Origin of the sequence: Paenibacillus xylanilyticus (assembly GCF_009664365.1) — a bacterium.
Lineage (GTDB): Bacteria > Bacillota > Bacilli > Paenibacillales > Paenibacillaceae > Paenibacillus > Paenibacillus xylanilyticus_A.
Genome location: NZ_CP044310.1, coordinates 4,299,209 through 4,312,339, shown reverse-complemented (window position 1 = coordinate 4,312,339; position 13,131 = coordinate 4,299,209). Strand labels below are relative to the sequence as shown.

At 50.5% G+C, this 13,131-nt stretch carries 12 protein-coding genes; 9 read left to right on the top strand and 3 right to left on the bottom strand.

All coding sequences use genetic code 11. The features are described 5' to 3' along the window. The first annotated feature begins 326 nt into the window (after positions 1 to 326). Genes F4V51_RS19100 through F4V51_RS19080 form a run of 5 tightly spaced genes read left to right on the top strand, consistent with a single transcriptional unit; the run spans position 327 to position 9,635 of the window. Entirely contained in the window at positions 327 to 4,010 is a 3,684-nt protein-coding gene (locus tag F4V51_RS19100) for a phage tail tape measure protein (protein WP_268893512.1), read from the top strand. Continuing rightward, entirely contained in the window at positions 4,010 to 4,795 is a 786-nt protein-coding gene (locus F4V51_RS19095; protein WP_153979249.1) for a phage tail domain-containing protein, read from the top strand. Before F4V51_RS19100 ends, F4V51_RS19095 begins: the two co-directional genes overlap by 1 nt. Before the next feature lie 17 nt (positions 4,796 to 4,812). Next, positions 4,813 to 6,921 carry a right-handed parallel beta-helix repeat-containing protein gene (locus F4V51_RS19090; protein ID WP_153979248.1) on the top strand — a complete coding sequence of 703 codons (2,109 nt, stop codon included), beginning with the start codon at positions 4,813 to 4,815 and terminating at the stop codon, positions 6,919 to 6,921. 10 nt (positions 6,922 to 6,931) lie between these two features. After that, complete coding sequence (locus tag F4V51_RS19085; RefSeq protein WP_153979247.1) at positions 6,932 to 9,043, top strand: phage tail protein; 2,112 nt, start codon at positions 6,932 to 6,934, stop codon at positions 9,041 to 9,043. Positions 9,044 to 9,092: 49 nt separating this feature from the next. Then, entirely contained in the window at positions 9,093 to 9,635 is a 543-nt protein-coding gene (locus tag F4V51_RS19080; protein WP_153979246.1) for a stalk domain-containing protein, read from the top strand. A gap of 149 nt (positions 9,636 to 9,784) precedes the next feature. Here the strand turns inward: F4V51_RS19080 and F4V51_RS19075 are convergent, their stop codons facing one another. Beyond that, positions 9,785 to 10,024 carry a hypothetical protein gene (locus tag F4V51_RS19075; RefSeq protein WP_153979245.1) on the bottom strand — a complete coding sequence of 80 codons (240 nt, stop codon included), beginning with the start codon at positions 10,022 to 10,024 and terminating at the stop codon, positions 9,785 to 9,787. A 68-nt stretch (positions 10,025 to 10,092) separates the two neighbouring features. On the opposite strand from F4V51_RS19075, the gene F4V51_RS19070 reads away from it, so the two are divergent. From F4V51_RS19070 to F4V51_RS19055, 4 genes are all read left to right on the top strand, one after another. Then, positions 10,093 to 10,287, top strand: coding sequence for a hypothetical protein (locus F4V51_RS19070; protein WP_153979244.1), 195 nt, complete (start codon positions 10,093 to 10,095; stop codon positions 10,285 to 10,287). After that, on the top strand, positions 10,268 to 10,576 hold the full coding sequence (locus F4V51_RS19065; RefSeq protein WP_153979243.1) for a BhlA/UviB family holin-like peptide: 309 nt from the start codon (positions 10,268 to 10,270) through the stop codon (positions 10,574 to 10,576). Before F4V51_RS19070 ends, F4V51_RS19065 begins: the two co-directional genes overlap by 20 nt. Positions 10,577 to 10,640: 64 nt before the next feature. After that, positions 10,641 to 11,264, top strand: coding sequence for an N-acetylmuramoyl-L-alanine amidase (locus F4V51_RS19060; protein WP_236146595.1), 624 nt, complete (start codon positions 10,641 to 10,643; stop codon positions 11,262 to 11,264). A 1-nt stretch (position 11,265) separates the two neighbouring features. Then, a complete protein-coding gene (locus F4V51_RS19055; protein WP_153979241.1) occupies positions 11,266 to 11,442 on the top strand; it encodes a hypothetical protein in 177 nt (58 codons plus the stop codon). 62 nt (positions 11,443 to 11,504) lie between these two features. On the opposite strand, the gene F4V51_RS19050 is transcribed toward F4V51_RS19055, so the two are convergent. Together F4V51_RS19050 and F4V51_RS19045 are read right to left on the bottom strand one after the other, a co-directional pair. Then, complete coding sequence (locus F4V51_RS19050; RefSeq protein ID WP_153979240.1) at positions 11,505 to 11,822, bottom strand: hypothetical protein; 318 nt, start codon at positions 11,820 to 11,822, stop codon at positions 11,505 to 11,507. 77 nt (positions 11,823 to 11,899) lie between these two features. Continuing rightward, complete coding sequence (locus F4V51_RS19045; RefSeq protein ID WP_153979239.1) at positions 11,900 to 12,931, bottom strand: tyrosine-type recombinase/integrase; 1,032 nt, start codon at positions 12,929 to 12,931, stop codon at positions 11,900 to 11,902. Positions 12,932 to 13,131: the final 200 nt, after the last annotated feature.

The following is a 13,131-nucleotide window of genomic DNA, read 5'->3' as shown; positions in this document are numbered from 1 at the left end:
GTTACAATGTGCGACGTGTGTCATAAGGAGTTTCATGATTCCTTTGGCTACACACAAAACGACCTAACGCAATTAATAGAGTATTTCAAATTAAAGGGCAGAGTTGATTCTGCCTTATTTGCGTTGGATGGGATGCTAATACCGAGCGAAGCCTGTTGAGAAATCACAGGAACGTGTAGAGACTAGGCGGAGTAATCTAACTCTTTGGACATGAGGAAACGCCCACGAGCGCCGAGCACCGTAATGCGTAAAGGCAACGGTGAAGATATAGTCCGATACTCCGGGGAAACGCGGAGAGTCGAGGATAAAGAGCCTCGATGTAACGATTGGGATTTAAGACAAACGAGATTATGGCGGCCATGCCTGGCGTACTTAATCTCGCGGCGGCGGGCCAGATGGAACTCGCGCGTACAGCGGATATCGCTTCGAACATTTTAACGGGATTCCAACTCGAAGCCGGCGAAACGAGCAGCGTCGTAGACGTTATGGCGAAGACGATGACGAACTCGAATACGAACATTGAGCAGCTTGGTTACGCGATGAAATACGTCGCACCGATCGCAGCTAACCTCGGAGTTAGCGTCGAAGAGACGTCCGCAGCCGTTGCGAAATTGTCTGACGCCGGTATCCAAGGCGAAATGGCCGGTACCCAACTTCGCGCAATCATGCTCAGACTCGCGAGCCCTACGAAAGACGTCGCGTTTGTTATGAAGCAGCTCGGCGTAACTGTAACGGATGCGGCCGGTAACTTCTTGCCATTCGCGAACATTATCGGTCAGTTCGAAAAGGGCTTCGGTAAATTAACGGAAGCTCAGCGTGCACAGGCGGCTGCCATCGTCGCAGGACAAGAGGCGGCTTCCGGATTCCTTACGCTGATTAAGGCGGGCGAGGGCGATCTTAACGCGTTTACCGAATCGCTTAATAACGCCGGTGGTACGGCAGCACAGATCGCAGAAACGCAAATGGATACGCTAAACGGCGCAATCCAAGAGATGCAATCCGCACTCGAAGCGGTCGGTATTACGGTCGGCGATAACTTTGCGCCAGTTGTTCGGAAGGCAGCCGAAGGTATCTCCGCTTTACTGCTCGGATTTAACGATATGGACCCGGTACTGCAGAACGCTATTATCGCGTTTGCAACCGGTGCAACGGGCGCGCTTGCACTTGCGACAGCCATCGGTGTACTGTCGATCGCGCTAAAAGGACTTACGGTCAGCAATCCGATATTGCTTGCGATTTCGGTAACGCTCGGACTTGTGGCTGCGGGAGTGACGGCGCTGATTTCGAGTAACAGCGAGGCGGCTGATGCCGTACGTCAGCATGATGAGGCACAGCGCTCGCTCAATAATACGCTGTCTCAATCGCCGCTCGACCGTACTGTTTCCGAAGTTCAGGCGTTACAGGAGCAGACTGCGGAGTTGAACACGATTCTTGAGGAGCGCGCGCAGTTACAATCGCGTCTGAACGAAATCGAATCGTTGCAAGAACAAGGACTCGGAACGCCTGCGCTTCTTGACGAGATGATCGACATTAACGAGCAGCTTGCGGATATGGACGGTAAACTGCGCGGACTCGGATATGACGGCGTGGAAGATGCTACAAGCAAGCTTGATATTTTAAATCGTACTATTGAAGAATCGACTCCGGCGTTGTTGAAGATGCAAGAGGCCGAGATTGCGGATGTTACCGCAAAATATCGACAAGTGGAAGCTTCGGAAGCACTACTCGCACGTTACAACGAACTATCCTCCGCACAACAACTTGATGACGCGCAAAAACAGGAATTAGCTAGCACAGTCGATCAATTACGTAAAAAGTACCCCGATCTTATCCGCGTAATGGACGAATCAGGTCAGGTGCGGATTCAGAATATCGGTATTATCGATGAGCACATCGCTGCTGAACGAGCTTTCATTGATCAGTCAGCGGAAGCTGTAAATGCCTATGTTAGTAATATGGAGGCAATGGCTAAGGCAAACTTGGCCTCAGTTAAGGCGCAGATCAGTAACTACGAGAGTCTAGCGAAGGCTATGAACGCTGTCGGAGGTATTCAGTCTGGCCCCGTGAAGAAGACCGTTACAGGCATCGGCGGCATAAGCGTTAACCCTACGTTTGAGAGGATGGCAAACGGAGATAGCGAGATACTTGATGGGCTATACGAGAAAGAAGTAAAGGCACAGCAGGCGTTACTCGACATCTCACGTGCGAAAGAATCGCTCTCTTCCGGAGAAGCATACGCTCCTGCTAAAGGTAGCTCCGGAATTAGTCTGAAAGAGGATAAATCAAAGAAAGCCGCCGGCAAGAAGGCAAAGTCCTCGAAGGCCAAAACCGGAAAGTCTGCCGCAGAGGTTGCGAAGGACCTACGGGATGACGCGTATAATGCTGATCTCGCAACTATTCGCTACCAAGCGGAGATGTACGACTGGTCAGCGGATCAGCAGATTAAAGCGTACGAGAAGCTTAAGAAAGCTCACGCGCAGCATCTCAAAGAAACGGTCGAGGATTCGCGCACACTCAATCTGCAGCTCAAGCGCTTGGAAGAAGACAGCGTCAAATCGCGCTATGACTTCTCGATGACGTGGATCGATAAAGAGGAGCGCCGCATGGAGGATTCCGGTAAGTCCGAAGTCGCCATCGCTGAAATGAAGATCGCCGCGCTTACTCGGGTACGTGACCGTTATAAGAAGGATTCCGACGAATATAAGGACGCGGATGAGAAGCTGTACAAAGCGCGTAAGGAACTCGTTAAGGCGAACGAACAAGCGGTAGCTGATGCGTATGGCGCGTCCGAAAAGTGGATCGGCAAGGAAGAACGCCGCATGGAATCCGCAGGCAAATCGGAACTTGAAATCACGCAGATGAAGATCGCAGCCTGGACGCGAGTACGCGACCGTCACGCTAAGGATTCGGAGTATTACGAAAAGGCGGAGGACCAGCTTTATAACCTGCGCAAGAAGCTCGTCACCGAAACGGAGAAACTGGCAGATCAGCTCCTGAAAACGGAGAAGACGAATATTGATGCCGCGTTAAAGGCCGATCTCGCTGCGATTGAGGAGCGTAAGAAGGCGTACGTTGCGGAAGTCGACGAGAAGATTGCGGCGATTGACGCATTGATTGCGAAGGAAGCCGAGTACAATTCTGACGCGGACTATGAGACGCAACGTTCCGAAAAGCTGGCGCGCATTGACTTGCTATCATCCGCTGTCGGTCCGGAAGGTATCCAGGAACGCGAAGACTTGATCAAAGAGCTTGCGCGCATGGAACTCGAACACGATCGCGAACTTCGCAAACGGGATCTCGAATCGCAGAAGGCCGCGCTCCAGGACGAAAAGGACGCACGCAATACGGCTTTTGACGAAGAGAAGTCCGCAACACAGCGACAGTACGACGCGCTTAACGATGCGTTCGAGAATCACGCAGATGACGTTAAGTTTATCGAAGCGGCCATCGCGGAGTTCCGTACGAATGCTAACGCGGAAGCTAACGCAACAATCCTCGCGTCACTTGATTCGTTTGTCACCGAGTATAACGCAAAGATGGCTACGTTGAGTACTGGCATTCCTTCCGCTGGGACTAACGGGGACCTCGCCGAATACAACGCGAATAAAGACGCATGGGACGCGGCTAAGGCGAAAGGTGATACGGCTGAGATGGCGCGTCTGACCGCACGTAACGAGGAATTGCGTAAGCTTTACGGCATCGACAAGGATACCGGTAAGCTACAGCAATTTGCGGAAGGTGGCGTTGTCCAAGGTCCGAGAGGTGCGGCGGTACCTGTAATCGCGCATGCTGGCGAGATAATCCTTAATCCGGAGCAGATCGGCAATGTCTTCCGTATGATCGCGTCCGGTCCATCAGATACTGTCGCGGCACCAACGCAAGTCGTTAACCACATCGATATGTCCGTTAATGACGTTACTCTCGCGGATAAGGCGGATACCGAAACGTTGTACGACGAGAGAGCACGCGCAGTCCAACGATTACAGACGCAGGGGGTGAAGACGCGCTAATGACGGAATGGGGTATGAAGATAAACGAGATTGACCTCGAAACGATCGGCTTCGCTTTAACCGAGCGGAGCCTGCCCGTTCTTCCGGAAACGGAGGACAATACGGTTAAACTCGCGGGATCGGACGGCGTACTTGATTTCGGGTCTACGTTTGGACCGCGCGTAATTAACGTGACGCTTTATTGCTTTGCGCAGGATTACCACGGGGCGCTAGCGAAATTGGCGGCGATGCTGAGCGTACACGGACCGCAGATCTACGTTGAGTTTCACGACTTGCCCGCGAAGAGATATCCGGTAGTTTATAGCGGGACACTTTCTGTACAGGCAACCGGAAGTCGCACGATTAACCTTCCGCTTAAGATGAACGATCCGTGGCCGCAATCTTTACGTGATACCACGGTAAATGAATACGGTCAGGGGTTATCCTACGGACAGGGTTACGTATATTCGGATTACGCGCAATTCTTTAACGCGGCGGGTGCGATGCCGGTACGAAACGAGGGGACATTGCCGCAATCGCCCGTTATCAAAATTAGCGGCGCGTTTACGAATCTTACGCTATCTGACGGAAGCCAAACGATAGTAATTAACGCAACGAGTACCGCGTCCGATACGTGGGAAATCAATTGCGAAAAATATACGGTTAAGAAAAACGGAGTCAACGCCTACGGATCAAGTAACGGCGTCTTTTTTGCGTTGAATCCAGGAACAACGACGATTACGGTTGGAGGCGCGGGTCTTGCAGTATCGCTTGCGTTCGTCTTCCGTTACAAATACCTCTACTAACGAAGGGAGCGCGGACAATGGCATTTAATCCGCAAACGATTAACAAAGAGCTGGACATGGCTAACCTCGCGAAACATAATGCGAACTACTCCGCCATTAAAACGGAGCTTGACGCACATGATACTCACGTAGCCGCTCAAACTGCGCACGGGTCAACTTCGGCCGCAACCGCGGGCAAGATTATGCAACGAGATAGTGCGGGACGGGCGAAAGTAGCTGCGCCGAGTGAATCGGATGACATCGCGCGTAAAGCGGAAGTTGACGTGGTTCAGACGAACCTAGACGCGCACGGAGCGGACAGCATCGCGCATCTAACTAGCGCGGAGCACACGAAGCTGACTGGGATTGCCGACGGCGCAGAAGTGAACCAAAACGCATTTGCGCAAGTGAATAACGTTGTAGCTAGTGCGGAATCCGATACGCTGACTATCGCAGGTGGAACGGGCATCACGGTATCTTCGAACCCGACCACGAAGACTCTCACGGTTACGGCTACGGGAGATGCTACGCCGGGTGCGCACGGATCTTCGCACAATAACGACGGAGCCGATCCGATTCCGGATTTAGTCGCAATACGTGCGGAGTTTGATATGATTCGGGATGAGTACGGGGATCAGTTGAAAGATACGATGCAGGTTGCGAATGTTAAAACCGGATTCGGAGCAGTAGGCGATGGAGTTGCGGATGATACCGCGGCTTTCGTGGCGGCTTTTAGTTCGGGGAGTTACATCGGTATTCCGCCAGGTACGTACAAAATAAATCAGATGACGGTACCAAGTTCGGTTAAATTACTCAAGGGATACGGAGAGGTAAAGCTTGTTCCGGGGGATCTGGTCCCAGCAGAATCGGCAGCTTCGTGGGTTACCGCTCTTGGCTTAAGCAACGCTGAGATTAGCGGAATCAGTTTCGAGGTAGATAGTGAAACTTACCCTGAACTCCGTTGCTTGGACCTCACTCTATGTATAAACGTGCTCGTCGAACGAGTCCATGCTATCAAAGGCGGTGGAATAGCGATCTATGGCGCGCAATGTAATTATGTGACCGTGCGAAAGTGTAAGATCGAGTCGTTTTCGGTGAAGGGTATTTCCTTTGATGGCGCGCAGCAGTCTAACAACACCATTGAGGATAATGTGGTAATTGGGACCGGTCTTGCACACTGTATCTCTGCTCAGTTGGGTACTCAGCTAAAGGTTACCCGGAATTTCTGCAAAAATACTGCTACTTTCGGTATTGGTCTTTATCAGGTGACCGACAGTATTATCTCTGACAACACTACTCTGGATACAGGTAAGGAAGGAATCAATATCGAGGACAGTAGTTCTGTGACGATTTCAGGAAATATATGCAAGTGGACGACAGGCACAGGGAGTGAGACCGGCACCGATTTCGGTATCTCTGTCTTCGGTAACGCCGTAGCAACTCAGTTTAACTCCGTTACTAATAATACGGTCGTTAGTCCGTTCGCATCCGGAATAGCCCTGGCTGACAACGTTAGCTTCAACCTCGTATCGGACAATCAGGTATTAAACGCTAATCAAGGAAGCGTCGCGAACCATGCGGGTATCTTGCTCTACGGAGCAGACTGCCTAAAGAACAAAGTCACTGGCAATAACGTCACGGACACCGCGGGCACTCACCACAACTGGGGGATTGCAGAGTACGACTTCGGGACCGGTTCGCCCATGCTTAACGAAATTACCAACAACCGGGTTGAGGGGTATGCTGTAGCAGACATTAAGACAACGAACACTACTACAATTACCGCGATGAACAGCAAGGATCTTTCCGGTTTCCGTACGTACACTCCTACCGTTAGCGCCTCAGCTGGCTCAGTTGGAGCAGCGAGTGCAACCGGACACTATTTACAGATCGGCAAACTCGTTTTATTCTACGCACGGGTAACGGTCTCGACTAACGGATCAGGAGCGGGAGCTCTGCGTGTTGGTCTTCCGTTTACAGCGGCAATGGGCTCCGGTTCGGGTAAAGAGATCGCTACCTCTGGGAGAGCCTGCACCGTGGAAATCAACGCAGACAGGAATTACGCTGAGGTCCGGGTGTACGACAACTCTTACCCAGCCGCGAACGGATCAATCGTTGACATCATCGGAATTTTCCAAATCAGCTAAGCGGAGGTGAATCGCAATTTTACGTATATTCGATAAATCACGCAATCCCATCGGAGTCCTCCCGTCCGCATACGATGTCCAGCGTCAGCGCCGCATCAACTCGGATTACACGCTGACTTTTAACATTCCGATGTCTTCGGAGGAGTACCGCGAGCTCATAGCGCTAAAAGGCCACGTTCAAGACGAGCGCGGCCAACTTTACGTTATCAATTCGCGCAGACGTAATCGCGAAGGCAAGACGTTAAACGCGCAAGTATCATGTTCTCACGTTATGTTTAAGCTCGCGGACTATAAAATGCCGTACTCTTCGTATATTTCCGAGGCGTACGGCATTCATATTTCACGGCTTACTGACGCTATTAGCGCGGCCACTAACGGTAGATTTACGTTCTCAATCGATGATACATTCGACTTGTACGACGTGAAGGATTGGGGCCGCACGAACGCACTCGAAGCGCTAAACGCGGTAATATCGATGTACGTTGCGGAAGTCGATCCGGATAACTTCGTCATTCATTTGCGCAAGAAGATCGGCGGCGACTTCGGCCATCAATACCGGATTAATAAAAACATTGTATCCTCTTCGTACGGTGACGACGGCAGTGCGTTAGTTACCCGTATGTACGCGCAGATGAAAGACGGACGCACATGGATCGGACAGCCTGCGACCATTCTTACCGCAGATGAGCGCGCAAGGTTGGCGGCAATTCCCGGCGCGATCGTTAACGGCGTGCTGCAATCGAATTACCTCGTATCGCAATATGCCAGCGCCTGGGCTACGTCAGACATCGCGTATTATGACGGTGAGATTATAGAGCAAAATATTACGGATGTTGCGGAGCTAGTACGGAAGACGCGTAAGGCTCTCGCGGATAATGAGGTGCCTGCACTTGAGCTTTCCGTTAGCGCTGCGGACATTCACAAAATCGACGCGTCCGAATCGACCGTTGCGCTCGGTGACGTCGTGTACTGTTACGATCCGGAAATGGGACTCGCGAATATAACGTCCCGCGTAACGGAGCTGGCCGAGTATCCGTTCGATCGCGATAAGCACACGCAAGCAACAGTGGCTAACGTGATGACGCGGGATTTCAGCGACATCATTGCGGATCTCGACCGAGCCAAGCGGATTGTCAACGATATTATGAGCGCGGGAACGATTCGGACGGAGGTATTCGAGTCATTTGCGAAACAGGCGGTCATTGACGTCGACGCGTCCAAGACGGAGGTTAAATACGATACACGCGGTATCATTCTGCAGGATAAGAATAACGCGCTGAACCAGGTCGTCATGACTGCGAATGGAATCGTATTGACAACGGACGGAGGCGCAACAGCAAGGGCAGCGGTTACGGCTAACGGAATTATTGCGGAACGGATTATCGGGCAGCTCGGTTCCTTCGTGTCGTTACTCATCGGATCCGGAAACAATGTGACGCAGATTAATACGAACGGTATAGCGGCGGGCCATGCGGTGTTTAACTCTGCGCCTTTCCGCGTTGATATGCAGGGCAATACGACGATGAACCGTTTGACCGCGAACAGTGCGAATATATTCGAATCGAATCTTAACGCATCTACGTGGAAAGACGGATATTTCAGCGGGAATATTACGGCGCTCGGCGAGATTACTGGCGGTACGTTGACGGGCGCTCTAATCCGGACTGCTGCAAGTGGGCGGCGAGTTGAGCTAAGTGCGTCAGGCTTCCGGTCTTACGATGCGAATGGAACAACGCGCGTACAGATACTCACGTCGGATAACTCGTCCGCCGCTGCGATTGTATTACGGGATGCGAGCGGCACATCGGTTGGCGAACTCAATTCGTACGCGAATAACGGTACGCTGACTATGTACGGGAATAGTATCGTGATCGGATCGAATAATACCGCTAATCCTATACGTCTGCAGGGAGCGGTTACGTTTGGCGGATCGGTAAGCGGATTGAACTTGCAAATAGCCAATGTTAGTGGCTTACAGAGCGAGCTGCAGGCTCTCTGGATCGCAGTTAACGGCAAAGCTCCGTCTGGACATACGCATACTGTTTCAGTACCGAACCACAACCACGGTAACCCAGACAATGCTACATCTGGCGGTGGAACCTTCACAACCTCGTCCGCGTAATGGTAGTATAGGAAATATGAACCATATACTACATCGCGGAGGATTAATCATGAAAAAAATAGCATACATTGCCGGTGGTATATTGATCGGATTCGTTCTTTCGACATCCGCCGGCGCATTTGCGGACAGCGTAAAGTCACTTGTCGGTAAGAAGGTATCCGGAGAATACACAGTCATTGTTAACGGACAGAAACTACCGGATAAAGGCGCGATTATCGACGGGAAGGCTAACGTACCTGTTCGCGGAATATCTGAGGCGTTGGGAGCGGATATCAAAGTGAGCGGAAAAACTATTACGGTTACCTCAGTAGACGGACAATCAGCGGAAGAAGTCACTGTCGCTGAGAATAAGTATACAGGTCGGTCCAAGTCTGACTTAGAAGAAGTGATACGTGTTCTCAGGGAACATGTAATACCTTTAGGGGAATCAGGTAAGGATTACGCGGAGAAAGAGATCGCTAGACTTAATTCAATCGGACAGACAGATACTCTCGATAAGTGGGAAAGCGAATTAAGAAGTTCGGAAGAAAGTATTACAAAAGCAAAAAATGATCTAGCGCAAGCCGAAGCCGCACTCGCCGCGCTTAAATAAACGAATACATTACGCAGAGGTCTCGCCGTCAGGCGTGGCCTTTTTTTGCGTACACAGAAACGGAGGGAATGCGATGAGTATTAAACATGCGAAAGAAACCACCGAAACGGATACGGTGGCTGTAAAGGAATGGTTAGAACAACGTAAGGTTATCGCTCAAGCCGTTCGGTCAGTAACTCATCAAACGCGCGGCTGACTAGTTCGGTAACATAAGTTTCGAGGTATTCACGTTGGAGCGTAATCTCCGCAAATAGAGCGGTGCCTCTTGTTAGTTTGCCTTGGTCATCTGCGAGCCCTTCGAATGCTGCCTTAATTTTTTCCTCGTGAGCCGGCAATAGACTTTCTCGAATATCGATAGCTAGCTTATGTACCACTTCTTTTGTTGACATGTAATCACCTCCTGTCCTGGTAACCATTTCGACAAGGAGGATAATTTTTCCTTCTAGGAGGTTCATATATGAAGTCACGTGTATTACTCGAATGTACGATCGACCTGGCGCAACCAGTTCCGGAAATTACCGCAGTCATCTCAGAAATACTCGCACACTATCCGGACGGCCAGGCGGAAATACTCCGCGCACTTGATCACGAAATAGGAACGGCATTGGCTGCGCTGGATAAGGGGGCCGACGATGGAGCAAGCGATATTTAATAGCGCGTTAAAGGAGGGGCTGTTCGCAGTCCTCTTCGTTGTGGCCGGGTTCTTACTTTGGCGTCAGATGGCGCGTATTCAAGACGATGGGAAGGCGCGGGAAGAACGTATGCTTGCGGCCGCCAAAGAACGCGAGGATCAGATGTATTCGGACGCTTTGCGTAGGGAGGAGCGACTGATGCGTTTGGCCGAGGATCTGACGGGGCGGTTCGAAACGTTGGCGTCGCAGTACGAAACTCTGGCGATTGATGTAACGGAGATCAAGTCCGTAATGAAAGGGGAGCGGTAACATGAACTATCGCAAAGATTATATTCCGAAAGGGACCGCGTTTAACCGGCGGCCGGGCTACGTTATGAACGCAACGACTATTACGATCCACAATACGGGAAACGCGAACTCTACCGCGGCTAATGAACGCAGTTGGTTGACGAATCCGACCAATGCGCGCCAGGCTTCGTTCCACATCGTAGTCGATGAGCGCGAGGCTATCGAATGTATTCCGCTGAATGAGAACGCATGGCACTCCGGAGATGGTAGCGGAGCCAGTTCCGGCAACCGTACGTCAATCGGCATCGAAATCTGCGAGAGCGGCAACTACGCTAAAACGCTAGATAACGCGGCGACTCTCGTTGCGTCGATGTTGAAAGAGCGCGGATGGGGCGTAGATAGATTGCGCCGTCACTACGATTGGTCCCGTAAAATCTGCCCGCGCTTAATGTACGATGGCGGCGCGTGGACCGGATGGGGTCTGTTTAAGGCGGCGGTGCAAGCGAAATTAAACGAAAAGGTGGCGGACGCGAACGTGAAGAAGGACGTAATCGTAAGCGTAGTTGTTAACGGTAAAAAGGTGACGGACGGTGTGCTTGACGGAGGTACTACGTATACGCCTGCGCGGGCAGTAGCCGAAGCATTGGGCGCGAAGGTAGTGTGGGATTCGAAGACTAAAACGGTGACGATTACGAAGGAGGGCGTATAATATGAAGAAACGTTTAACTAATCCGTTGTTTATCGCGGCTGTAGTGGGGCTAGCGTACCAGGTGCTCGAAAAGTATAACGTTGCGCCTGAGTTCGGAATGTGGCAAATCGGCGTTGATGTCGTAACGTACGCGTTGATCGGATCGGGTGTATACTCAACGTTTAAGAAACCGGAATAATACGTATAAAACAGGCGCAGTTCTCGCGGGATGATCCGTTGAGGGCTGCGCCTTTTCTTCGTTTACTCTTCTTCTGAAATAGTTTCTTCTAAATCTTCAATGAACGTCTCCATAACTAGATTAGAGATGTCTACGTTTTGTTCCCTTGAGATAGTTACAATTCTAGTACCGTCGATGTTAAATTTGTAACCATCGACCTCAACAGACCAAAACTCAATAGTTCCGGGAACTCGGACGAAGGAACTCGGAACACCTGCTTTGTTAAGACGGTCTACGAGATTCGTGACGGTCTCGTCAATCACACCGTACAAACTATCAATCACTGAGTTTCTTGATCTTGACTTACTTAAAATTGCCTTAACTTTTTTCTCGAACTCCATTGTCTCATCCCCTTTATATTCCAATTATAAGGCAGAATTATTAAAGTAACAATACAACAGTGGTAAATAAGCTGTTGTTATCTGAACACACGTTTGCCGCGCTTCTTCTCGTTACCCTTATCCACCAGATCCGAAATTGGACTCGCTTTATCATGTTGCTCTCGCAGGTCCGTTCCAGTAAATTTCGCGTATACTTGCGTTACGTTAAGCGAGGTATGTCCGAGGATACGCGCCAGGCTTAGAGCGTCGCCACCTTGCCGCAGATATTTTACTGCAAAGTAGTGACGGAAGGTATGCGGAGATACTCTCGGACCTGTAACGCCTACACGTTTTGCGTAGAGCTTAAGCATTTTTGCATAAGTGTCTCCGAAGTAACGCTCACCGAATTGCGTAAGCCAAAGCGGGTCATCGTCACTGACGTCCATATACGATACTAGACTTTCAAGTTCGCGAGCAGTCAGCGGAGAAATAGGTACCACACGAGTCATATTCGTCTTTGACGTCTCCGCTCGGACTACGATTTGCCGCGTCTTAAAATTGACGTCGGATACGCGTAGGCTTGTGAGCTCTTTAATACGGAGACCACAATCGCAAAGTACGAGCATCATGCAGTAATCGCGGCGACCAGTATACACCCTTCGATTGGGTGCGCTGAGTAGCCGGAGAACCTCTTCGTCAGTGAAAATTTCGAATGTGTCTCGAGCCTCCGCTTGGTACTTAATAGCCTCCATGGGATTGTACGAGATAATTTTTTCTTCTATTAAATAGTTGAAGAAAATGCGCATGTTCCGGATAACATTGTTTACCGTTCTTGCTGAAAGTCCTTTCTTTCCGTTTGGGCTTGTAGGGTGATCGTCCCAGCGAACTTTTGCAAACGAAAGGTACTCGATGTAATGGCGCAATATATCGGTAGTAATGTCGTCATACCCGTGTTGCGAATGCCACTTCTGAAATTGCGATAATACCTGCGCGTATGCACTTATCGTTTTAGCTGCGCGTCGTTCCCTACGTTTAGAATCGAGGAACTGCGCGATACGATCTTCAAGCGCAATTATGAGCGGCTTTCCTTCCTTTGATACAAACGTAAACTTCGTTTTTTTCTGCGCCATTTATAAGCGCCTCCTTAGCGACAAATTTTCGCTAAATGTTCCGATAAACTTACGAAATCTTTATCGCAATAACGGTTCTCAAATCCGCGGAAGTTCCCGCCAAACTTAACGTGACGTTGTCCGATTAAACTAGCGGGGATTTATTGACTCCGAATTTATCGCTATGGTTGCCGACAAGCTGAGAATCGAGCATAAGGTGT

What these genes read in the sequence shown, in the direction of transcription:
- F4V51_RS19095 (WP_153979249.1), top strand. Translation starts at nt 4,010, where the DNA reads ATGACGGAATGGGGTATGAAGATAAACGAGATTGACCTCGAAACGATC.
- F4V51_RS19090 (WP_153979248.1), top strand. Translation starts at nt 4,813, where the DNA reads ATGGCATTTAATCCGCAAACGATTAACAAAGAGCTGGACATGGCTAAC.
- F4V51_RS19080 (WP_153979246.1), top strand. Translation starts at nt 9,093, where the DNA reads ATGAAAAAAATAGCATACATTGCCGGTGGTATATTGATCGGATTCGTT.
- F4V51_RS19075 (WP_153979245.1), bottom strand. Translation starts at nt 10,024, where the DNA reads ATGTCAACAAAAGAAGTGGTACATAAGCTAGCTATCGATATTCGAGAA.
- F4V51_RS19070 (WP_153979244.1), top strand. Translation starts at nt 10,093, where the DNA reads ATGAAGTCACGTGTATTACTCGAATGTACGATCGACCTGGCGCAACCA.
- F4V51_RS19065 (WP_153979243.1), top strand. Translation starts at nt 10,268, where the DNA reads ATGGAGCAAGCGATATTTAATAGCGCGTTAAAGGAGGGGCTGTTCGCA.
- F4V51_RS19060 (WP_236146595.1), top strand. Translation starts at nt 10,641, where the DNA reads ATGAACGCAACGACTATTACGATCCACAATACGGGAAACGCGAACTCT.
- F4V51_RS19055 (WP_153979241.1), top strand. Translation starts at nt 11,266, where the DNA reads ATGAAGAAACGTTTAACTAATCCGTTGTTTATCGCGGCTGTAGTGGGG.
- F4V51_RS19050 (WP_153979240.1), bottom strand. Translation starts at nt 11,822, where the DNA reads ATGGAGTTCGAGAAAAAAGTTAAGGCAATTTTAAGTAAGTCAAGATCA.
- F4V51_RS19045 (WP_153979239.1), bottom strand. Translation starts at nt 12,931, where the DNA reads ATGGCGCAGAAAAAAACGAAGTTTACGTTTGTATCAAAGGAAGGAAAG.